Source organism: Amycolatopsis sp. CA-211722 (genome assembly GCF_056828465.1).
Map to the genome: position 1 here is coordinate 7061130 of NZ_CP184752.1, position 19809 is coordinate 7080938.

General features: G+C 69.3%; 19 protein-coding genes. 7 read left to right on the forward strand and 12 right to left on the reverse strand.

The window, feature by feature from the left end:
• Positions 1–10 precede the first annotated feature (10 nt).
• The gene (locus ACOCEP_RS33255) at positions 11–199 is read right to left on the reverse strand and encodes a hypothetical protein (protein WP_482333223.1); all 189 of its coding nucleotides are present in this window, start codon (positions 197–199) and stop codon (positions 11–13) included.
• A 138-nt stretch (positions 200–337) separates the two neighbouring features.
• Entirely contained in the window at positions 338–1522 is a 1185-nt protein-coding gene (locus ACOCEP_RS33260) for an MFS transporter (RefSeq protein WP_482333225.1), read from the reverse strand.
• 93 nt (positions 1523–1615) lie between these two features.
• Between ACOCEP_RS33260 and ACOCEP_RS33265 the strand changes: the two genes are divergently transcribed.
• The 3 genes from ACOCEP_RS33265 to ACOCEP_RS33275 all read left to right on the forward strand — a co-directional run bounded on the left by ACOCEP_RS33265 (position 1616) and on the right by ACOCEP_RS33275 (position 5176).
• On the forward strand, positions 1616–2119 hold the full coding sequence (locus ACOCEP_RS33265) for an Lrp/AsnC family transcriptional regulator (RefSeq protein ID WP_482333226.1): 504 nt from the start codon (positions 1616–1618) through the stop codon (positions 2117–2119).
• A gap of 11 nt (positions 2120–2130) precedes the next feature.
• Positions 2131–2694 carry an alpha/beta hydrolase gene (locus ACOCEP_RS33270; RefSeq protein ID WP_482333228.1) on the forward strand — a complete coding sequence of 188 codons (564 nt, stop codon included), beginning with the start codon at positions 2131–2133 and terminating at the stop codon, positions 2692–2694.
• A 97-nt stretch (positions 2695–2791) separates the two neighbouring features.
• Positions 2792–5176 (forward strand): ATP-binding cassette domain-containing protein, encoded by a 2385-nt coding sequence (locus ACOCEP_RS33275; RefSeq protein WP_482333229.1) that lies wholly within the window; start codon positions 2792–2794, stop codon positions 5174–5176.
• A gap of 87 nt (positions 5177–5263) precedes the next feature.
• Here the strand turns inward: ACOCEP_RS33275 and ligD are convergent, their stop codons facing one another.
• Genes ligD through ACOCEP_RS33290 form a run of 3 tightly spaced genes read right to left on the reverse strand, consistent with a single transcriptional unit; the run spans position 5264 to position 7119 of the window.
• Positions 5264–6202 carry a non-homologous end-joining DNA ligase gene (gene ligD / locus ACOCEP_RS33280; protein WP_482333231.1) on the reverse strand — a complete coding sequence of 313 codons (939 nt, stop codon included), beginning with the start codon at positions 6200–6202 and terminating at the stop codon, positions 5264–5266.
• A 9-nt stretch (positions 6203–6211) separates the two neighbouring features.
• Entirely contained in the window at positions 6212–6553 is a 342-nt protein-coding gene (locus tag ACOCEP_RS33285; RefSeq protein ID WP_482333232.1) for a sporulation protein, read from the reverse strand.
• The gene (locus ACOCEP_RS33290; RefSeq protein WP_482333234.1) at positions 6553–7119 is read right to left on the reverse strand and encodes a TetR/AcrR family transcriptional regulator; all 567 of its coding nucleotides are present in this window, start codon (positions 7117–7119) and stop codon (positions 6553–6555) included. Before ACOCEP_RS33290 ends, ACOCEP_RS33285 begins: the two co-directional genes overlap by 1 nt.
• Before the next feature lie 86 nt (positions 7120–7205).
• Here ACOCEP_RS33290 and ACOCEP_RS33295 point away from each other — a divergent pair, with 86 nt between their 5' ends.
• Positions 7206–8360, forward strand: a complete 1155-nt coding sequence (locus ACOCEP_RS33295) for an agmatine deiminase family protein (protein ID WP_482333235.1) — start codon at positions 7206–7208, stop codon at positions 8358–8360.
• Here ACOCEP_RS33295 and ACOCEP_RS33300 read toward each other — a convergent pair.
• Entirely contained in the window at positions 8348–9007 is a 660-nt protein-coding gene (locus ACOCEP_RS33300; RefSeq protein ID WP_482333237.1) for a GntR family transcriptional regulator, read from the reverse strand. The two genes, ACOCEP_RS33295 and ACOCEP_RS33300, sit on opposite strands and share 13 nt — an antisense overlap.
• A 103-nt stretch (positions 9008–9110) precedes the next feature.
• Between ACOCEP_RS33300 and ACOCEP_RS33305 the strand changes: the two genes are divergently transcribed.
• A complete protein-coding gene (locus ACOCEP_RS33305; RefSeq protein ID WP_482333238.1) occupies positions 9111–9911 on the forward strand; it encodes a carbon-nitrogen hydrolase family protein in 801 nt (266 codons plus the stop codon).
• Positions 9912–10017: 106 nt separating this feature from the next.
• Here the strand turns inward: ACOCEP_RS33305 and ACOCEP_RS33310 are convergent, their stop codons facing one another.
• The 3 genes from ACOCEP_RS33310 to ACOCEP_RS33320 form a co-directional block, all read right to left on the reverse strand.
• Positions 10018–11343 (reverse strand): alpha/beta hydrolase family protein, encoded by a 1326-nt coding sequence (locus ACOCEP_RS33310; RefSeq protein ID WP_482333239.1) that lies wholly within the window; start codon positions 11341–11343, stop codon positions 10018–10020.
• Positions 11340–13661: a penicillin acylase family protein gene (locus tag ACOCEP_RS33315; protein WP_482333241.1), complete on the reverse strand. Its 2322-nt coding sequence runs from the start codon at positions 13659–13661 to the stop codon at positions 11340–11342. The genes ACOCEP_RS33310 and ACOCEP_RS33315 overlap by 4 nt, the downstream gene beginning before the upstream one ends.
• A gap of 96 nt (positions 13662–13757) precedes the next feature.
• Positions 13758–14336 (reverse strand): ArsR/SmtB family transcription factor, encoded by a 579-nt coding sequence (locus tag ACOCEP_RS33320; protein ID WP_482333243.1) that lies wholly within the window; start codon positions 14334–14336, stop codon positions 13758–13760.
• A 250-nt stretch (positions 14337–14586) separates the two neighbouring features.
• Between ACOCEP_RS33320 and ACOCEP_RS33325 the strand changes: the two genes are divergently transcribed.
• Together ACOCEP_RS33325 and ACOCEP_RS33330 are read left to right on the forward strand one after the other, a co-directional pair.
• Positions 14587–15780 (forward strand): lytic transglycosylase domain-containing protein, encoded by a 1194-nt coding sequence (locus tag ACOCEP_RS33325; RefSeq protein WP_482333244.1) that lies wholly within the window; start codon positions 14587–14589, stop codon positions 15778–15780.
• Between the two features lie 127 nt (positions 15781–15907).
• Positions 15908–16336: a pyridoxamine 5'-phosphate oxidase family protein gene (locus ACOCEP_RS33330; RefSeq protein ID WP_126734573.1), complete on the forward strand. Its 429-nt coding sequence runs from the start codon at positions 15908–15910 to the stop codon at positions 16334–16336.
• Between the two features lie 44 nt (positions 16337–16380).
• Here the strand turns inward: ACOCEP_RS33330 and gcl are convergent, their stop codons facing one another.
• Genes gcl through ACOCEP_RS33345 form a run of 3 tightly spaced genes read right to left on the reverse strand, consistent with a single transcriptional unit; the run spans position 16381 to position 19790 of the window.
• Complete coding sequence (gene gcl, locus ACOCEP_RS33335; RefSeq protein ID WP_257486275.1) at positions 16381–18075, reverse strand: glyoxylate carboligase; 1695 nt, start codon at positions 18073–18075, stop codon at positions 16381–16383.
• Between the two features lie 3 nt (positions 18076–18078).
• Complete coding sequence (locus tag ACOCEP_RS33340; RefSeq protein WP_482333247.1) at positions 18079–18966, reverse strand: 2-hydroxy-3-oxopropionate reductase; 888 nt, start codon at positions 18964–18966, stop codon at positions 18079–18081.
• A complete protein-coding gene (locus ACOCEP_RS33345) occupies positions 18963–19790 on the reverse strand; it encodes a hydroxypyruvate isomerase family protein (protein WP_482333249.1) in 828 nt (275 codons plus the stop codon). The genes ACOCEP_RS33340 and ACOCEP_RS33345 overlap by 4 nt, the downstream gene beginning before the upstream one ends.
• Positions 19791–19809 lie beyond the last annotated feature (19 nt).

Here is a 19809-nt window from a genome sequence, read left to right on the forward strand (position 1 = left end):
GAACCCGGGGTCACGCCCGGGCGTCACCCGAGGATTGCTCCGGCAGCTCCACGCCGTGCTCGGCGGCCAGTCGCTCCAGGTTGGCCAGATCGGCGCCGACGGCCGAAGCCCTGTCCTCGTCCGAGGCCTGTTTGGCGATCTGGACGTCTTCCCTCGCCTGCCGTACCCGGTCCCGCAGATTCACCGCGAACTCGCTCATCGTGCACCCCCGATCTCCCGCACCTTGTCTGCTTTCACCCTAGGACCCTCCGAATCGGTCACCCACGTGATCTGCGTCATCACGGGTTCGTTCGTGTCGGAGTGAAGCAGTATGACGGCAGGCCCGGGGTTTCGCAGATCAGCGGAGCCCGGCTTTTTCGGCGGGTTCCGGCGCCGGTACCCGGCGGCCGATCACCGCGAGCGGGACGAGGGCGCACAGTCCGCCCGCGACCGCGACCAGAACGTATCCGCCCAGGCCGAACAGCTGTCCCGCGAGCAGGCTCGCGGCGGCCGAGGTCCCCCAGACGAAGGCGTCGACGGTGCCCTGCGCCCTCGTCCGCTGAGCGGGCGGGAGTTCGCGGCTGAGCATGCTGCTGCCGCCGACGAACACCAGGTTCCAGCCGTAGCCGAGCAGGAACATCGCGACCGGGATTCCCACGTGATGCGAATCCGGGGCGCCGATCGCGGTGACCGCCGCGACGGTGAGCGTGCCGATCCCGCCGAAGATCGCCGCGCGGCCGCCCCAGCGGTCGGCGATCCAGCCGGACAGCGGTGCCAGGGCGAACATCCCGACGAGATGGGCGCTCAGCACCCAGCCGACGACGTCGAGCCCCTGGCCGTGCTGGTGCAACTGGACCGGCGTCATCGTCATCACCGCCACCATGGCCAGCTGCGCGCCGACCATCGCCACGAGCGGGCCGAGGATCACCGGGTTCCGCACGGACATCCGCTCCCGCCTCGGCACCCTCTCCGCCGGGGCGGCGAGGCCACGCGGCAGGGTCGCGACGGCGACGACGGCGATGGCCACGACGATCGCGCCCGCCGCGATCGGGCCGGACAGGGCGGGCAGGTCGGCGGCTTCCGCCCTCGCCGCGGCCGGCGCGATCAGGGCGGGCCCCGCGATCGCGCCGACGGTCCCCGCCCAGACCATTGTGGACAGTGCGAATCCCTTGCGGTGCTCGGGTGACAGGTCGGCGGCCGTGTACCGGGACAGCTGCGCGCCGCTGTTGCCGAAGCCGATCAACGGCATCCCCGCCACCAGCGCGAGCACGGATCCACCGAGCACACCGGCGAACGAGATCGCCGCGCCGGCCACCGCGGCGCCGTACATCAGCACCAGGACGAGCCGCCTGCCGTAGCGGGCGGCCAGCGCACCGGACCACAGCGAACCCGCCGCGGAACCGAGTACCAGCACGGCGTTCGGCAGTCCGCTCCACGCGGCGCCCGCGTGCTCGACCACGATCAGCGCCGCCGTGGTGGACAGGCCGACGACCGCGGTACTGAGACAGGCGACGCCCATGAAGAGCGCCAACATCGGTTTCATGCCTCAAACCTAGGGATTCCGGGCGCCGCGGCGAATAGGCTGGCGAAGGCCTCACGGGGGTTCGAGGCACGAGATGGAAGGAATCCGGGCGGTATGACCTTACGATCGGAAAGGACGCTGGACGACCTCGACTGGCGGCTCCTCGAAACGCTCCAGAGCGACGGGCGGCTCTCGTTCAAGGAACTCGGCCGCCGAGTGAACCTCTCCGCCCCCGCCGTCGCCGAACGGGTCCGGCGGCTGGAGGAGGCGGGGGTCATCACCGGCTATCGCGCCCAGGTCGACGCCCATCGCGCCGGGTACGGCCTGCAGGCGTTCGTCGAGATGCGCTGCTCGCTCGGGAGTTGCCTGCTGCGCACCAGCAAATCGGAGGACTATCCCGAGGTGGTCGAGCTGCACCGGCTCAGCGGCGACCGCTGCACCATGCTGAAGGTGCGGGCCGTGTCGCTCGAACACCTCGAAGGCCTCTTCGAACGGCTGGGCAAACACGGTGAGATCCGGTCATCGGTGGTGCTCTCGACCCAGTACGAGGGCAGGCCGGTCGGCCCGCCGGTCGAGGACTACCTGAAGGCGACCAAGAGCGAGGGCTGGAGCGTCTGAATACTGACGCCATGGCACTTCTCTTCGTGGACGGCTGGTTCGGCCCCGAGCCCGGGGACTGGCAGTCGGTGTGGTGCGACCGGTACCCGGGGTCGAGGCGGTTCGAGCAGGACGACTGGGACTCGCCGGTACGCGAGGACTGGGTCGCCAGGTTCGACGAGGCCGTCGCGGAAACGACCGCCCCTCCGGTACTGGTAGCGCACAGTCTCGGCTGCCTGACTGTGCTGCACTGGCTCGCCGCCGGAGGTGACCGGCCCGTAAGCGGCGCCCTGTTCGTCACTCCTCCCGACGTCGAGGAGAACCCCGAGCCCGCGCTGGCCGGATTCGGCCCGATCCCCCGCCTCCGGCTCCCCTTTCCGGGGATCGTCGCCGCGAGCGCGAACGACCGCTGGATGACGCCGGCCCGCGCACGTGTCTTCGCCGAAGCCTGGGGTGCCGAGTTCGTCGACGCCGGTCGCGTCGGGCACCTCACCGGAGCGCACGGGCCGTGGCCCGAGGGGGAGAAGCTCCTCGCACCCCTGCTCCGGGAAGACGGATCAGGAATCGAGAAGCACCGGACGCCCGAACTCACCTAGCGTGACCAACGTCGAGGACGGACGGCTCGAACCTGGTTAGATCGAGCCCGGTGAGGCTGACGGACAGTGCACGCGGCCCCCTGAGGATGGAGAGAAGATGCGCAAGACCACCAGGCCGCAGGCGCCCGAGGAACACCCCGCCGACAGCCACGACCTGATCCGCGTGCTCGGGGCGAACGAGAACAATCTCAAGAACGTCGCCGTCGAGCTGCCGAAGCGGCGGCTGACGGTGTTCACCGGTGTCTCCGGATCCGGTAAGAGCTCGCTGGTCTTCGACACGATCGCGGCCGAGTCGCAGCGGCTGATCAACGAGACGTACAGCACCTTCGTACAGGGCTTCATGCCGACGCTGGCCCGGCCCGAGGTCGACGTGCTCGACGGCCTGACCACGGCGATCATCGTCGACCAGCAGCGGATGGGCTCCGACCCGCGCTCCACGGTCGGCACCGCCACCGACGCCCACGCCATGCTGCGCATCCTCTTCAGCCGCCTCGGCAAACCGCATATCGGCTCACCGCAGGCCTTCTCCTTCAACGTCGCGTCGATCTCCGGTGCGGGCGCGGTGACCGTCGAAAAGGGCGGGCGGACCACGAAGGAACGCCGCGAGTTCAGCATCACCGGCGGCATGTGCGCCCGCTGCGAAGGGCGGGGGCAGGTCAACGACATCGACCTCACCGCGTTGTACGACGAGACCAAGTCCCTCAACGAGCACGCGCTGACGATCCCCGGCTTCTCCATGGACGGCTGGTACGGCCGCATCCTGCGTGGCTGCGGCTTCTTCGACCCCGACAAGCCGATCAAGAAGTACACCAAGCGGCAGCTGGACGACCTGCTCTACAAGGAGCCGGTCAAGCTCAAGATCGAGGGCATCAACCTGACCTACTCGGGTCTGATCCCGACGATCCAGAAGTCGTTCCTGTCCAAGGACCGCGAGGCGATGCAGCCGCATATCCGCGCTTTCGTCGACCGGGCGGTCACCTTCGCCACCTGCCCCGAATGCGACGGGAGCAGGCTCAGCGAGCTCGCTCGCTCGTCGAAGATCAAGCGGATCAACATCGCCGACGCCTGCGAGATGCAGATCAGCGACCTCGCCGACTGGGTCCGCGGGCTCAAGGAGCCGTCGGTGGCGCCGCTGCTGGAGAAGCTCCAGCACACGCTCGACTCCTTCGTCGACATCGGGCTCGGCTACCTCTCCCTCGACCGGCCGTCCGGCACGCTTTCGGGCGGCGAGGCGCAGCGCACGAAGATGATCCGGCACCTCGGCTCCTCGCTCACCGACGTCACCTACGTCTTCGACGAGCCCACCATCGGGCTGCACCCGCACGACATCCAGCGGATGAACAACCTGCTCCAGCAGCTGCGCGACAAGGGCAACACGGTGCTGGTCGTCGAGCACAAGCCGGAGACCATCGCCATCGCCGACCACGTCGTCGACCTCGGGCCCGGCGCGGGTACCGCGGGCGGGACGATCTGCTTCGAGGGCACCGTCGAAGGCCTGCGCGCCAGCGACACCATCACCGGCAGGCACCTCGACGACCGGGCGTCGCTCAAGGACGGCGTCCGCACGCCGACCGGCAAGCTGGAGATCCGCGGCGCAGACCGCCACAACCTCCGGAACGTGGACGTCGACGTCCCGCTCGGCGTCCTGTGCGTGGTCACCGGCGTCGCGGGTTCCGGCAAGAGTTCGCTGATCCACGGCTCGATCCCCGCCGCCGAGGGCGTGGTCTCGGTCGACCAGACCCCCATCCGCGGCTCACGTCGCAGCAATCCGGCCACCTACACCGGTCTGCTCGAACCGATCCGCAAGGCCTTCGCGAAGGCCAACGGGGTGAAGCCGGCGCTGTTCAGCGCCAACTCCGAGGGCGCCTGCCCGAACTGCAACGGCGCGGGCGTCATCTACACCGACCTCGGCATCATGGCGGGTACCGCGACCACCTGCGAGGAATGCGACGGCAAGCGGTTCCAGGCGATGGTGCTGGAGTACACCTTCGGCGGCAAGAACATCAGCGAAGCGCTCGAAATGCCGGTGTCGGAGGCCGTGCGGTTCTTCGGCGAGGGCGACGGGCGCATCCCGGCAGCGCACGCCATCCTCAGCAGGCTCGACGACGTCGGGCTCGGCTACCTCAGCCTCGGCCAGCCGCTCACCACGCTTTCCGGCGGTGAACGGCAACGGCTGAAGCTGGCGACGCACATGGGCGACAAGGGCGGCGTCTACGTGCTCGACGAGCCGACCACCGGCCTGCACCTCGCCGACGTCGAGAACCTGCTCGGCCTGCTGGACCGGCTCGTCGACGCGGGCAAGTCCGTGATCGTGATCGAGCACCACCAGGCGGTCATGGCGCACGCCGACTGGATCATCGACCTCGGCCCCGGCGCCGGCCACGACGGCGGCAAGATCGTCTTCGAGGGCACGCCGTCCGACCTCGTCGCGAGCGCCTCGACGCTCACCGGCGAACACCTGGCGGCCTACGTCGGCAAGTAGCGCCGTCTCACGCGTCGCGAAAGCCACTTTCGGGACACCAGAGTCTCGAAAGTGGCTTTCGCGACAGCCACCGGGCGCGGGAGAGCGTCACTCGCCTTCCGGGTCGAGACCTTCCCGGTCCGCCCATTCGAGCAGGGTGTCGAGCGAGTACGCCGTGTCGTCGATGCCCGCGTGCAGGTCGCCGAGTTCGGCGAACCGCGCGGGCACGGTGGCGATGGTGAACTCACGCGGTTCGACGTCGTCGATCTCGTCCCACCGGATCGGTGTCGAGACGACGGCTTCGGGCACCCCGCGAACCGAATACGCGCTCGCGATGGTGTGGTCGCGCGCGTTCTGGTTGTAGTCCACGAACAGCTTCGCCGGGTCGCGGTCCTTGCGCCACCAGGTGGTCGTGACCTCGTCGGGCATCCGGCGCTCGACCTCGCGCGCGAAGGCGAGCGCCGCCCGGCGGACCTCCTGGAAACCCCAGCGTGGCTCGATCCGGACGTAGACGTGCAGGCCGTGGCCGCCGGAGGTCTTCGGCCAGCCCGTGATCCCGAGTTCGTCGAGGATCTCGCGGACCGTGTGGGCGACCTTCCGCACGGTGGAGAACGGGCAGTCGGGCATCGGGTCGAGGTCGATCCGCCATTCGTCGGGGCGTTCGGTGTCGGCGCGGCGGGAGTTCCACGGGTGGAACTCGACGGTCGACATCTGCACCGCCCAGATCACGTCCGCGGGATGGGTGACGCACAGTTCGTAGGCGTGCCTACCGGAAGGGAAGTCGACACGGACGGTCCGCAACCAGTCGGGAGCGCCGTTCGGCACCCGTTTCTGATGGACCTTCTCCCCCGAAACGCCGGTCGGGAACCGGTGCAGCATGCACGGCCGTTCCCGCAGCGCCCGCACGATCCCGTCGCCGACGGCGAGGTAGTAGCGGACGAGGTCGAGCTTGGTCTCACCGCGTGCCGGGAAGTAGACGCGATCCGGGCTCGAGACGCGCACCGTCCGGTCGCCGACCTCGATCTCCACCGCCGAGCTTTTCGCCATACAGGGAAACTAGCCCGAAAGCCGCCGGTCCGCGTCCGCTCGATGGCCACGGCGCCGGTGGATCGCGGCGGCCACGACCGCGAACACCGCACCGAGGAAGGTGACGTCCACCGCCGGGACCCAGCGCACCTCTCCGCCTTTGAGGACGTACGCCCCGACGGGTCGCGCGGCGAGGAGGAAGCCCCCGCCCTCGCCTTCCTTGTCCTGCTCCGCGCCGTGCCCGCCGCCTCCGCCACCGATCACCCTCGCGGCCGGGATGACCACGACACCGTCCTTCTCCACGGGTTCGCCGTAGACGCGGCGGACGGTGAGGTTGTCCCGCATGACACCGACGACCTTTTCGAGTCCCATCAGGCCCCCAGCCTGTCCAGTTCCAGCGCGATCGCGTCCCGCAGGAGCTCCCGCGCCCGCTCAAGCTCCATCGAACCAGAAAGCCACCGCTCGCTGAGTCCTTCGACGAGGCTGGTGAGCCGTTCGGCGGCGTCTTCGGCCTTGACGCCGGCACTGTCGACGCGCCGGATCACCTCGGCGACCTCGTCCACCCAGATCCGTGTCGACTCGGCCAGCGGTTCGCGCAGTTCCGGGGCGAAGACGGCACTGGCTCGCAGCTCGCCCCAGGCGGTGCTGTTCTCCCGCACCGCCTGGGTTTCCTGAAGTTCCCCGAACAGCAGGAGCTCCAGCTCGCCACGGGGATCCGCCGCCTCGGCCGCGGCTTCTTCGGTGTACGCCGCGGCGCGATCGCTGACGAACTCCAGCGTCCTCCGCAGCAGCCCGGCGCGGTTGGTGAAGTGGTAGTAGATCAGCGACGTCGAGATCCCGGCCTCGGCCGCGATCTTCTCGACCCGCAGGCCCCGCACCCCGCTGCGCGCGATCACCCGCACGGCCGCTTCCAAGATCTTCTGCTGACGTTCGAACACGGGTGATCACCCTAGCGGTCTCATCCTGACTGAATTTTCAGTCAGGATGTTATCGTGTCCCCATCGATCCGACCAAGGAGTGCAGAGTGTTCGATTCGTCCCTTCCCCGTCGCACCGTCCTGCGCGCGCTGACAGCGGTGGGTGCCGTCGCCGTCGGGAGCGCGGGATGCTCGGAGAACCCGGCCGCGCCCGCACCGGCGGCCGGTTCGTCCGGGCCCGCCACGGCGACGGCTCGGCGGCTGGGCGCAGAATGGGAAAGTCACGCGCGCACCTTCATGTCCTGGCCGGCGTCGAAGTCCATCTGGGCCGAGGACCTGCCCGCGGTCCGGGAAGAGATCGCCGGTCTGGCCAGGGCGATCGCCGGCTACGAACCGGTGGTCCTCCTCGCCCGGCCCGAGCAGGCCGACGCCGCTCAGCAGGCTTGCGGGGACACCGTCGAGGTGGTCCCGATCCCGGTCGACGACCTGTGGGCACGCGACACCGTCCCGGTGTTCGTCGAGGAGGCGGGCAAGGTCGCGGGGGTCGACTTCAACTTCAACGGCTGGGGCGGCAAACAGAAGCCGCACGACAAGGACAACGCCGTCGCGCGGTCGGTGCTGGGCAAGTACGGCCTGGCCCGCACGGAAACCTGGATCACCGCCGAGGGCGGCTCGTTCGAGACCGACGGCGTCGGCACGCTGATGGTCACCGAAAGCTCACTCGTCAACGACAACCGCAACAAGGGCAGGAGCCGTCAAGAAATCGAAGACGAGCTGAAGAAGGTGCTCGGCGTCCGGAAGGTCATTTGGTTCGCCGGGGTACGCGGTGAGGACATCACCGACGCCCACGTCGACTGCCTGGCCCGGTTCACCGCGCCCGGCGTCGTCCTCCTGGACAAGGCGGCACCCGGCACCCCGCCCGATTCCTGGTCGCGCGCGGCCGATCAGGCCAGGTCCGTGCTCGCGAACGCCACCGGCGCCGACGGCAAACCCTTCGAGGTGATCGACCTCGTCCAGCCGGATCCGGCCAAGGTCGAAGGCTACGGCGAGGACAGCGTGATCTCGTACGCCAACTTCTACGTGGCCACCAAGTCGGTCTTCGTGCCGGAATTCGGCGACACGACGGCGGACGAGCGTGCTCAGCGGCAGCTGGGGGACCAGTTCCCCGGCCGCGAGATCGTGCCCGTGAAGATCTCGGCCATCGCCGCGGGCGGCGGCGGGATCCACTGCTCGACGCACGACCAGCCGGGTCAGCCTTCCTGAGGCAGCGCCGACATCACTTCGGACACCGGGCGCAGATGCTCCTCCAGCAGCCGCGACGCCTCTTCGACGTCATGGTCGTTCAGGGCGGCGACCAGCGCCCGGTGTTCCTCGTTGATCACCGTCAGCCGCTCCGGGCGGGCTTCCAGCGCACGGACCGTGACCCGCTGCTGGCGTGACCGGAGCGTGTCGTACAGCTCGGTCAGGACGGTGTTTCCCGCGGCGTTCACGATGGCGCGATGGAAGCGGCGGTCGAACCCGGAGACGGCGAACCAGTCGCGTTCGGCGCCGGAGTTCGCCATCGCTTCGATGAGTTCCGGCAATTCGGCGGGGGCGCCCGCCCGGTTCGCGCACAGCGCGGCGATGGCGTGCCCCTCGATCAGCCGCCTGCTTTGGTAGACCTCCTCCAGCTCCCTGGCGGTGACCGTGCGCACCTGGGCGCCCTTGCGGGGCAGGAGACTGATGAACCGCTCGGCGGCCAGGCGGTGGAACGCCTCGCGCACCGGCGTCCTGGAGACGCCGACGACTCCGGAAACCCACATCTCGTCGAGGAAGCGACCACCTTCCAGCTCACCCGAGATGATTCCGTCGCGCAGCCACGTGTAGACCCGCTCGCGCGCCGGGCCGCCCCCTTCGGCGGTCACAGTCATCTCGTTCCCCCTCTATTCAGTCACTTTCCGCGACAGAGCCTACACCTGGACCAGCCAAGTATCCATCATGTATACAAGAGTTCCACTGATTGGAAGGGGTTCCATGGTGCACGTCGCGGTGGCGCAGTTCGCGCCCGGCAACGACAAAGAGGCCAACCTCGCCCGAGTCGCCTCCCTCGTCGGCGAAGCGGCCGACCGCGGTGCGCGGGTGGTCGCCCTGCCCGAGTACTCGCTGTTCACCGTACCGACGATGAGCCGGGAATTCGTGACCTCGGCCGAAGATCTCGACGGGCCGTTCGTCACCGGGCTGCGGGGCCTCGCGAAGGAGCGGCAGATCACCGTCGTCGCGGGCATCAACGAAGCGCTCCCCGGCGGCGAGCGGATCTCGAACACGCTGGTCGCGGCCGGCCCCGACGGCGCGATCGCCGCGCTCTACCGCAAGCTGCATCTGTACGACGCCTTCGGTTTCCGCGAATCGGAACTCGTCCGGCCCGGCGACATCGAGGCCCCGGAGACGTTCGAGGTCGACGGGATCACCTTCGGCCTCCAGACCTGCTACGACCTGAGGTTCCCGGAGGTCACCCGGCGCCTGGTCGACGCGGGCGCGGACGCGGTACTGCTGCCCGCGGAGTGGATGCCCGGTCCGCTCAAGGAGGACCACTGGACCACCCTGGTCCGGGCCAGGGCGATCGAGAACACGATCTACCTCGTCGCGGCGGGGCAGGCGGCCCCGGCGGGTTCCGGGCACAGCATGATCGTCGACCCGATGGGTGTCGTCGTCGCCTCGCTCGGCGAGCGCACGGGGACCGCGACCGGCGAGGTCTCCGCCGAGCGGATCTCCGAGGTACGCGCCAAGAACCCGGCGCTGCGGCTGCGCCGGTTCGCCGTCACCCCGAAGTCCTGAGTATCTTCAGACCCGGAGGTCCGTTCGTGAAGACACGCCCTCGGGCGTGGTGACGCGGCTTCCGTTCGCCTGGGTGCCGGGTGGCCGCCCGGCACCCAGGCTCGTTTCACGGAAGCAGCAGTCCCCAGTGGACGGCCCACGGGACGAACAGCGCGGTCCCGGCCAGCAGCAGGCCGACCCGCACTCCCCCGCGTTCCTTCTTCCGCCACCACGAGACCGCGGTCACCGCCCCGGCGGCGACGACCCCGACCGCGATCAGCTGCAACGCCAGCCACGGCAACGTCCGTCCGAAAAGGACCGGACCCGGCGCCATCGCCGCCCCCGTCGTCAGCACGACGTAGTAGACGAGGAATCCGGCCGTGCCGAGCAGGCCTGCCGACGCCAGCCAGCGTGCGGGCCCGGCGAGCGGAACCTCCTCGCGACGGCGGAACAACGCCGTCACCGGATAGGCCGCGAACGCCAGCAACGCCAGCGCCCAGACCCCGATCTGCACCCACGGCGCCTCGTACCAGGCGAGCGGCGCCAGCGCCGCGCTCTGGCTCGCCTGGACCGGAGGCGGATCGGCGGACGGCCCTTCCTTCGCTCCGTTCACCCAGTTCGCGACGAGATCGAGATAGCCGGGAGCGAAACCGTCGAGCTTGTCGAAACCGTCGGTGGTCCGCCGGAGCCCGTGCTGCGCTTGCGGGAACACTTTCAGCGTGTACTGCCGGTTCCCGGCACGGTCCAGCGTTTCCCGGAAGATCCGGACCGCCTCGCCGGGCGGGGTGAGCCGATCCAGTTCGCCCCACAGGCCGAGGACCGGCCGCCGCACTTTCTCCAGCACCGGAACCGGATCGTATCCGGCCTCGGGGAACAGGCCCGCGCCCGCGAGGGTGCGCATGTTCGTCGACGACACCATGTCCACCATCGAACCGGTGACCCCGCCGCGGCGGAGATAGGTCTCGAAAGCCCACGACTGCTGGCGATCGGGCGAAACACCGTTGGCGCCGACAGTGACCACGAAGGCGACGTCCTTCGACTTCGACGCCGCCAGCGGCGCGACCCAGCCTCCCTCGCTCAAGCCCCACACGCCGACACGGGCCGGGTCCACCCCCGGACGCGAGCGCAGCGCCTGGACAGCGGCGAGAGCGTCGTCGGCCAGGACCGAGTAGTTCCGTTCGAACAGCGAATAGCCCTCGGTCCGCTTGTCGTAGATCAGGGTCGCGATCCCCTTCTCGGCGAAGGATTCCGCCTCGGCGCGGTAGTCGTCGCGGTCGTGTTCGCCGGATCCGTGCACCATGACGATGCCCGGCGCCGGACCACCGCCCTCCGGCGCGACCACCGTTCCCCGCAGAGTGACCCCGTGGCTGGTGAACGAGACTTCGCCGTCCGGAGCCGCGGCGGGCAGCGGTGACGAGACCGCGACGACGGCCGCGAGCAACGTGGCGATCATCGCCTGCTCACCCGGACGATCTCCAGCGACGGCGACGCGAGGATGTCCTTCTCGCAGTACCGTTCGGTGACCCATTGTTCGCGCGAGTACAACTCCGTCTGGTCGCTGTGGTGCGCGGACTTCGGGTTCGCGGACTGCGAGTAGGTCGTCAGCGTCGTCGTCTCCGGGCACCCGGTCCCGTTGAACGCCACGACGTGCAGGTAGGTCCCGCCGTGCGTGAACTCGGTGTAGCCGCGAGCCGGATCCCACGGTCCGCCCAGTGAGTCGTAGACACCGCGAGCCGCGGTTCCACCACCCAGCGGGATCTTCCGGCCGTCACGGACGACGTAATGGTTGTCGCCGTACGGCGCGTCGAGCGGGATCTTCGCCGCCCGCAGTTCCGCCACAGCGTCGACGAGCGCCTTGCGGATCGCCGTGTCGCCCGTGTCGAGGGTGTTCGGCGTGTGGACCGGATTCCCGACGTCGAACGGGACCTTCCAGATCGAGGGCCCCAACCGATCCACAGCGGACCAGAACCGGTCGAACAGCAGAGCGCCCTTGCTCTCCGCGTCCGAGCGGCCGTCCCAGCCCGCCAGCGCGGCGCACGCGGCCTCCAGTCCCGGCATCGTGCGGCACATCGCGACGACGTCGGCCCGCACGAGTTCGGCGGCGTGGTCCCGGTGCGAGAACATCAGGTCCCGCATCGCTTGCCCCGTGAAGCCGCCCTTCTTCAGCTGATCGGCGATCTCCACGAAGCCGCCCCTCGTCCGCATGTTCTGTTCGTAGCGGACCGGGCCCACGATCCTGGGGAAACCGGTCTTCGGCACCGAGGGATTGGGCAGCCAATAGCTGTCGTTCGAGTTCGCCACGTAGTCGGTACGGCTCAGGCTCGGCAGGCTGGACGGGCCGAAGACACCCGGCCGCAGCGCGTCCCGATCCCGGCCCCACGCGCAGGCCGTCTTCGAGCCGTCGAGCACCGCGACGCCGTCGGCCTCGAACGTCTCCTTGCCCAGCGGCGTGTTGCAGCGCGCCGCCTTTTCGTCGGTGACGTGCGGGACCCCGTGGATCTGGCTGAACTCCACCCGGCCGCGGTCGTCGGTGGCGAGGATGTTCATCCACGGCAACCCCTGTGTCTCGCGGACCGCGCCGATCATCTCCGCCGCCGTCCGGCCGCGGGCGATCGCGAACATCGAGTTCGTCATGCCGAGGTTCGTGGCGTTGGCGTCCGCGATGGCGAACGCGGCCGACGCCGTCCACGGCAGTTCCCGCTGCCCGAGCCGGGTCGTCACCGGCCCGTATCTCGTCGTCCACTGTGGACGCACGACGCGCTCCAGGGTGCCGTCCGTCTTGCGGGACAGGACACTCACGTCGTGGCGGCGCATCCGCTCGGGTTCACCGTCGACCAGATACGTCGTCGGCGAGCCGGGCACGAGCTTCAGCTCGAACAGCGTGTACGTACGCGTCGTGTCGGTCGCGGTTCCGCTCCAGGCGGCGGTTTCGTTGTGTCCCAGCCACATGAGCGGAATGCCGGGGATTCCGGCCCCGCTGACATTGAGCTTGCCGGGCAACGTCACCTGCGACTGCCACAGCCTGGTCCCGCTCAGCTGCCACGGCAGATGCGGGTTGGCCAGCGAGACGCCGCGCCCGTTCGCCGACGCGGCCGAACCGATCGAGATCGCGTTGCTGCCGACCCCGGTCTCTCCGAGCATCTGCTCGGTCCCGCCGCCCGCGGGTGGGGCCCCCGGGAGCGACGCGGTGATCGAGTCCGCGACACCGCCCTGGCCGAAGATCATGCCGACCGCGTGGGCGTGCCGATGGACGTCGAGTTCGGTGATCGGCTTCAGCCAGCCGGCACCCCGGCAGGCCGGATCGGTGATCTCGCCGGTACGGAGGTACTTGTTGACCCCCTCCACGTAGCCGCGGATCAGTTCGCGGACCTCCCGGTACAGCCCACGCGGCGCGGGCGCCGAAAGAAGCTTCTCGATCGCTCCGCTTTCGTTCAGGCCTTGGAAGTACAGGTCGCTCGCGAGGTTCGTGCTCGCCTGGCTCACCCCGCTCGTCGGCGGCGCGTCCGGCCCCAGCCAGCGGGAACGTTCGGCCCGCGTCGTGACCGCGACGTCCGCGATCGCGCAGATGTTGTCCTTGGCCGCGGCGAACCCTTGCCCGAAGCCCAGGCTCACCCAGTCGTTCGCGACGATGTGCGGGATGCCGTGTTCGGTGTAGCGGATGATGACGTCCGGCCGGGATGCCCCGTCCGGCGGTTGCGCGGCCGCCGCGGTCCCCGCCGCGAGCAGGCTCGCCGCGGCGCAGACGGCCGCGATTCTCTTCCAGAGCAGCATGCTGCTCCCCCTTGTCTGTGAAGTCGTTCGTGAAGACACGCCGTCCGGCGTGGTGACGCGATACCGGTGGTCGAGTGGCCGCTCTCCCACCGGCTTTCACTTCCCTTCCCTCACCTCCCCGTCGGCGTCCGGGAACGCCGTCCAGCGCACGAGCACCTTCCGCGCGTCCGGGCCCGGCTCCGGCCGCCAGTAGCGGCGCAGCAAGTCCAGGTAGTCGTCGAAGAACTCCTTGAGCTCTTCGAGGTTCAGGTAGACCGAGCCGCGGGAGAACACCAGCGCGTCGCCCCATTCGCCCAGCTCACCGCGCCGCTCGAGGAAACGCGCCAGCTGTTCGAGGTCCTCGGTGAACGCGGCGCGCTGCGCCTCGACGAACACGGCACGCATCTCGTCGTTCTGCTCGCTGTGCCGAGGCCAGCGGATGTCGCGAGGCCGGGCGCGCCACCAGCGCTCCTTGCCGTGCGCGAGCTCCGGCGCCTCGTCGACGAAGTCGTATTTCGCCAGTTCCCGCAGATGGTAGCTGGTCGCACCCGAACTCTCCCCCAGTTCCTTGGCCAGCTTCGTCGCCGTCGCGGGTCCGCGGCCCAAGGCCTCCATGATCCGGCGGCGCAGCGGGTGCGTCACCGCCTTCAACACGGCGGCGTCGACGATCTCTTCGGGTGGCGGCGGACCGGTCATGACACCAAGGTAGTCGTGCAAAGAAGATTGTGCAAAGGTCTCTTTGCACACGGTTCAGACCACCGCCGGCGAGCGAGCCGGGATTCTGCTGACGTTTCGGTGAACTCAGCGTGAAATTGACAACTTCACTACGAAGGTCTTGTGCCGGGCGGACGAAAACTCGACAGGATCGCGGGTTTTTCGTTGCGTCGTCCCCGAAATTCGGTTGTATCGGATAGTTTTGCCCGGAGTCGACCTAGCGGGAGAGAACATGCCGAAGCACCGCCCTCGACAGACGGACAAGTTGTCCGCCCGGCACCGGACGGCCTTCGCGCTCGCCGGTGGCGCGCTCGCCGTCCTGCCCGCGGTCACCGCGTCGGCAGGCCCGGACGCCCCGATCGCCGCACCGAAACCGGCCGCCCCGCAGAACCAGGCCGCGGCCTGGCAGCCGCCCGCGGGCACGGTCCCGGAGATCGCCGTCGACGGCAGCCTCCCCCAGCCGCCCACGCCGGAACCGCTGGCCGTCCCCGGGTACAGCGGCAACGTCGGTGGCGCGTTCGCGCCCTCGGGCGCGCTCGGCATCCCCGCCAGCATGATGAAGGCGTACCAGAACGCGGCCGACATCCTCGCGAAGGAACTGCCCGGCTGCCACATCGACTGGGCTCTGATCGCGAGTATCGGCCGGATCGAGTCCAATCACGCGCGCGGCGGTTACGTCGACGCGAAGGGCAACACCCTCGAACCGATCCTCGGCCCGCAGCTCAACGGCGCCGGGCCGTTCGCGGCCATCCCGGACACCGACGGCGGCAAGTACGACGGAGACACGGTGTGGGACCGAGCCGTCGGCCCGACGCAGTTCATCCCGTCGACGTGGAAGGGCTACGCCTCCGACGGCAACGGCGACGGCGAGTCGAACCCGAACAACATCTACGACGCGACGCTGGCCTCGGGCCGATATCTCTGCTCCGGCGGCGTCGATCTGACGTCGGAGCAGACCCAGCGTGTGGCCGTGTACCGCTACAACCACTCACTGTCCTATGTGGACACCGTGATCCGATGGGCGGTCGCCTATCGCGGCGGCGTCGCGACCACACCGGACAGCCGGGTCCCGGTCGGCGCTCCCGACTCCGCGGACGTCGCGGCCGGCACGCCCGGCGGCGAGGTCCCGGTGCCGACCCTGCCCGGCGCTCCCCCGCCCGGCACGACCACGCCGCCACCGACCCCTCAGCCGGGCACCTCGCTCCCGCCGAGCAGCACCACGCCGTCGAGCAGCACGGCGCCGTCGAAGCCGACCAGTACCCCTCCTTCGTCGACACCGCCTTCGTCGACGCCGTCGTCGAGCACGCCTCCGCCCTCGACGACGCCTCCCCCGTCCAGCACGTCCTCGGCGGCTCCGTCATCGACCCCGGCCGGGAACACCGGTGAGACGAGCCCGACCAGCACCACCACTTCCCCGACCCCGTAACGCCTCGTGAGTGGTAAGGACGGTTAGAACCGTCCTTACCACTCACGAGTCCGAGCGCCCGGAATGTCCCGAAGACCGGCCGCGTTGTCGCTTCTCGTAGCCACCAATCGAGAGAAGCGAGACACGGATGTCGTCTTTCGTCATGACCGCCGAAGAACGGGAAGCCTTCCTGAGCGAGGTCCACATCGGGGTCTTGGCCGTGGAGCGGGAAGGCCGGGCGCCGCTCGCCGTGCCGGTCTGGTACGACTACGAGCCCGGCGGCGAACTCCTGATCTGGATGGACGGCGGTTCGGTCAAGGACAAGGCGATCAAGAAGGCGGGCAGGCTCAGCCTGGTCGCGCAGACGGAGACCTTCCCCTACAAGTACGTGACGGCCGAGGGTCCGGTCGTCGCCAACGACGCGCCGCCGACCAGGGAGCAGGCGTTGAAGATCGCGCACCGCTACCTGCCCGGCGAAGAGGGCACGAAGTACGTCGACGGCGCGCTCAGCGACAACTCCGTGCTGGTCCGCGTCCGGCCGGAGAAATGGCTGAGCAACGACCAGAGCAAGGCCTGACCGCATGACGGTGTCCCGGCGGTCGGCCCGCCGGGACACCGTCGTCAGCCCGCGATCGGTTCGAACTCGACGACGCTGTCGAGCGCCTTGCCCATCGCGGCGTTCCCTTCGCGTTCGATCATGATCTCCACCAGCACCGGCCGCGACGTCCGCTCGGCCTCCTTGCGCGCCCACTCCAGTGACGTCCGGATCTCGCCCGGTTCGGTGACGCGGGTGCCGGAGCAGCCGTAGGCCTCCATGACCTTCACGTTGTCCGTGCCGATCTTGTCGTAGTGGATGTCGACCTCGAAGTTCATCTCGTAGCCGGTCTCGGCCTGCCGGATGAGCCCGAGGTACTCGTTGTTCAGCATGATCAGCACGAACCCGACGTCGTACTGCGCGGCGACCGCCAGCTCCTCCACCAGGAACTGGAACGAGTAGTCCCCGACGACGCCGACGACCTCGGCCTCCGGTTTCGCCTTCTTGACCCCGATCGCGGCCGGGATCTCCCAGCCGAGCGGCCCCGCCTGTCCGCACACCTGGTAGTGCCGCGGTTTGTGCGCGCGCTGGAACTGCCCGGACCAGATCTGGTACAGCCCGATCGCGGTGACGAAGTAGGCGTCCTCGCCGTAGAACTCGTTGATCTCCTTGAAGACCCGGGGCGCCTTGATCGGCGTGTCCTCGAAGTCCTCGCGCCGGGGCAAGCTCTCCTTGAGCTCGCCGATCCGCCGCGGCCAGGCACGGTCCCGCGCCGGCGAACGCTTCGACGCGGCCTCGATCAGCGCGTCCAGGAAAGCGCCCGTGTCCGACACGATGCCGAGATCCGGCCCGAACACCTTGCCCAGCTGCGTCGGCTCGATGTCGACGTGGATGAACTTCCGGTTCCCGCGGTAGACGTCGAGGTCACCGGTGTGCCGGTCGCCGAACCGCGCGCCCAGCGCCAGCACCAGATCCGCTTCGAGGAAGGCCGCGTTCGCCCACCGCTGCGAGGTCTGGATACCCGCCATGCCGGCGAACAGTTCGTGATCCTCGGGGAAGGTCCCCTTGCCCATCAACGTCACGCCGACCGGGACGCCGAGCAGTTCGGCCGCGGTGCGCAGCCGGTCGCTCGCGTCGCCGAGCACCACGCCGCCACCGGCCAGGATCAGCGGACGTTCGGCGGCGAGCAGCAGGTCCAGCGCCCGCTCGACCCTGGCCGGTGACGGCGTCGCCTTCGTGACCGGCAGCGGCGAATCGATACTGGAGTCCCATTCGATCTCCTGCCGCTGGACGTCGATCGGGAGGTCGATCAGCACCGGCCCCGGACGGCCGGACCGCGCGATCCGGAACGCCTCCCGGAACACCCACGGCAGCTGGGCCGCCTCCTTGACCTGCACGGCCCATTTGGTCACCGGTTTGGCGATCTCGACGATGTCGACGGCCTGGAACGCCTCGGTGTGCAGTTTCCGCGAATCGGCCTGCCCGGTGATGCACAGGATCGGGATCGAGTCGGCCTGGGCGGTGTAGAGGCCGGTGATCATGTTCGTCCCGGCCGGCCCGGAGGTGCCGATCGCGACGCCGACGTTGCCGGTGGTCCTCGCCCAGCCGTCGGCCATATGGGTCGCGCCTTCTTCGTGGCGCACGATCAGGTGCTCGATACCGCTGTCCTGCATCGCGTGGTACAGCGGGAGGATCGCGGCGCCGGGGCAGCCGAACGCGGTGTCGACGCCCTCACTGACCAGGACGTCGACGACGGCCTGCATGGCGGGGATTCTGGGCATGCGTCACTCCTTGTTTTCCGCGCCGGACAGCGTTTCGACGACCTTCAGCAGCGCGGAGTGATCGAGCGAGCCGTGGCCCATCGCCCGTCCGGCGGCGACGAGCTGGGCGACCAGCCCGGTGAGCGGCAGCGCGACTTCGGCCTGCCTGGCGGCGGCGAGCGCGATACCCATGTCCTTGTGGTGCAGATCGATCCGGAAGCCGGGCGCGAATTCCCGCGCCACCATGGACTTCCGCTTCAGTTCGAGGATGCGGCTGCCCGCGAGACCGCCCGCGAGGACGTCCAGCCCGACACCGGCGTCCACACCGGAGGCTTCGAGCAGCACGATCGCCTCGGCGATCAACCCGTAGGTTCCCCCGACGACCAGCTGGTTCGCGGCCTTGACGACCTGGCCGGCGCCGTGCGGCCCGACGTGGACGATCGTCTTGCCGACCGACTCCAGGATCGGGAGCGCCGCGGCGAAGTCCTCGGCATCGCCACCGGCCATAATGGACAGTGATGCCTGCTCGGCCCCGGCCTGGCCACCGGAAACGGGCGCGTCGAGCACCCGGATCTCACGTTCCCCCGCCCGCTCGGCCACTTCGATGGACGTCTCCGGCCGGATGGTGCTCATGTCGATCAGCAGGGTGCCCGGTTTCGCGGATTCCAGCACCCCGCCCGCCGCGAGCACGACGGCCTCGACCTGCGGGTGGTTCGGCAACATGGTGACGACGACTTCCGCGTCCGCCACGGCGTCGGTCACGCCGTTCGCGGCCCGGCCGCCCGCGGCTTCCAGCCTCGCGAGGGCGTCCGCGTTCGTGTCGAATCCGCTCACCTCGTGGCCGGCGGCGACGAGATGTCCCGCCATCGGCCCGCCCATGATCCCCAGGCCGATGAATCCCAGCTTGGTCATGCCAGTCCCCTTCGTTCGAAAGGCAGCCACGACAGCGATTCCGCGCTCGGCCCGTCGGGTTTGTACTCCACGCCGACCTGCCCGCGGTAACCCGCCGTCTGCAGCTTTTCCAGGTATCCCTCGATGTCCAGCGTTCCGGTCCCCGGCTGGTGGCGCCCTGGGGCATCGGCGATCTGCACGTGGCCGATCCGTCCGGTGTGGACGGTGGTGACCGTGTCGAGGTCGTCACCGTTGACCGCCAGGTGGTACAGGTCGGCCAGCAGCTTCACGTTGTCCCGCCCGAGTTCGTCGAGCACCTTCAGTACGTCGTCCGCGGTCCTGAGCGGGTACTTCTCCGCCCCCGACAACGGTTCCAGGACGATCTCCGCGTCGATGCGCGCGGCCGCGTCCGACGCGAGCGCCAGATTCGAGAGACCGAGCTTGTCCTGCGCGGCCGGATCCGCGCCGTCGATCCGGTTGCCGTAGAGCGCGTTGAACCGGCGGCAGCCGAGCCGCTCGCCCAGGTCGATCGCCGAGGCGATGCCACGAGCGAAGTCGTCCTCGCGGCCGGGCCAGGTGACCAGGCCACGATCGCCACCGGACATGTCACCGGGGAAGAAGTTCAGCCCGGTCACCGCGACGCCCGCCCGCTCGACCGACGCCACGAAGGCGTCGACCTCGGCGGTCTCCGGCACCGGCGTCTCGAACGGCCACCAGTACTCGACCGCGGTGAAGCCCGCCGCGCGCGCCGCCTCCGCACGGTCGAGCAGCGGCAACTCGGTGAAGACCAGTGACAGGTTCAGCACGTAGGGCAGCGCGTGGCGCGAACCGGCAAGATCAGCCATCGAAACCTCTGTTATTTCG

What these genes read in the sequence shown, in the direction of transcription:
- ACOCEP_RS33255 (WP_482333223.1), bottom strand. Translation starts at nt 199, where the DNA reads ATGAGCGAGTTCGCGGTGAATCTGCGGGACCGGGTACGGCAGGCGAGG.
- ACOCEP_RS33260 (WP_482333225.1), bottom strand. Translation starts at nt 1,522, where the DNA reads ATGAAACCGATGTTGGCGCTCTTCATGGGCGTCGCCTGTCTCAGTACC.
- ACOCEP_RS33265 (WP_482333226.1), top strand. Translation starts at nt 1,616, where the DNA reads ATGACCTTACGATCGGAAAGGACGCTGGACGACCTCGACTGGCGGCTC.
- ACOCEP_RS33270 (WP_482333228.1), top strand. Translation starts at nt 2,131, where the DNA reads ATGGCACTTCTCTTCGTGGACGGCTGGTTCGGCCCCGAGCCCGGGGAC.
- ACOCEP_RS33275 (WP_482333229.1), top strand. Translation starts at nt 2,792, where the DNA reads ATGCGCAAGACCACCAGGCCGCAGGCGCCCGAGGAACACCCCGCCGAC.
- ligD (WP_482333231.1), bottom strand. Translation starts at nt 6,202, where the DNA reads ATGGCGAAAAGCTCGGCGGTGGAGATCGAGGTCGGCGACCGGACGGTG.
- ACOCEP_RS33285 (WP_482333232.1), bottom strand. Translation starts at nt 6,553, where the DNA reads ATGGGACTCGAAAAGGTCGTCGGTGTCATGCGGGACAACCTCACCGTC.
- ACOCEP_RS33300 (WP_482333237.1), bottom strand. Translation starts at nt 9,007, where the DNA reads ATGACTGTGACCGCCGAAGGGGGCGGCCCGGCGCGCGAGCGGGTCTAC.
- ACOCEP_RS33305 (WP_482333238.1), top strand. Translation starts at nt 9,111, where the DNA reads ATGGTGCACGTCGCGGTGGCGCAGTTCGCGCCCGGCAACGACAAAGAG.
- ACOCEP_RS33310 (WP_482333239.1), bottom strand. Translation starts at nt 11,343, where the DNA reads ATGATCGCCACGTTGCTCGCGGCCGTCGTCGCGGTCTCGTCACCGCTG.
- ACOCEP_RS33315 (WP_482333241.1), bottom strand. Translation starts at nt 13,661, where the DNA reads ATGCTGCTCTGGAAGAGAATCGCGGCCGTCTGCGCCGCGGCGAGCCTG.
- ACOCEP_RS33320 (WP_482333243.1), bottom strand. Translation starts at nt 14,336, where the DNA reads ATGACCGGTCCGCCGCCACCCGAAGAGATCGTCGACGCCGCCGTGTTG.
- ACOCEP_RS33325 (WP_482333244.1), top strand. Translation starts at nt 14,587, where the DNA reads ATGCCGAAGCACCGCCCTCGACAGACGGACAAGTTGTCCGCCCGGCAC.
- ACOCEP_RS33330 (WP_126734573.1), top strand. Translation starts at nt 15,908, where the DNA reads ATGTCGTCTTTCGTCATGACCGCCGAAGAACGGGAAGCCTTCCTGAGC.
- gcl (WP_257486275.1), bottom strand. Translation starts at nt 18,075, where the DNA reads ATGCCCAGAATCCCCGCCATGCAGGCCGTCGTCGACGTCCTGGTCAGT.
- ACOCEP_RS33340 (WP_482333247.1), bottom strand. Translation starts at nt 18,966, where the DNA reads ATGACCAAGCTGGGATTCATCGGCCTGGGGATCATGGGCGGGCCGATG.
- ACOCEP_RS33345 (WP_482333249.1), bottom strand. Translation starts at nt 19,790, where the DNA reads ATGGCTGATCTTGCCGGTTCGCGCCACGCGCTGCCCTACGTGCTGAAC.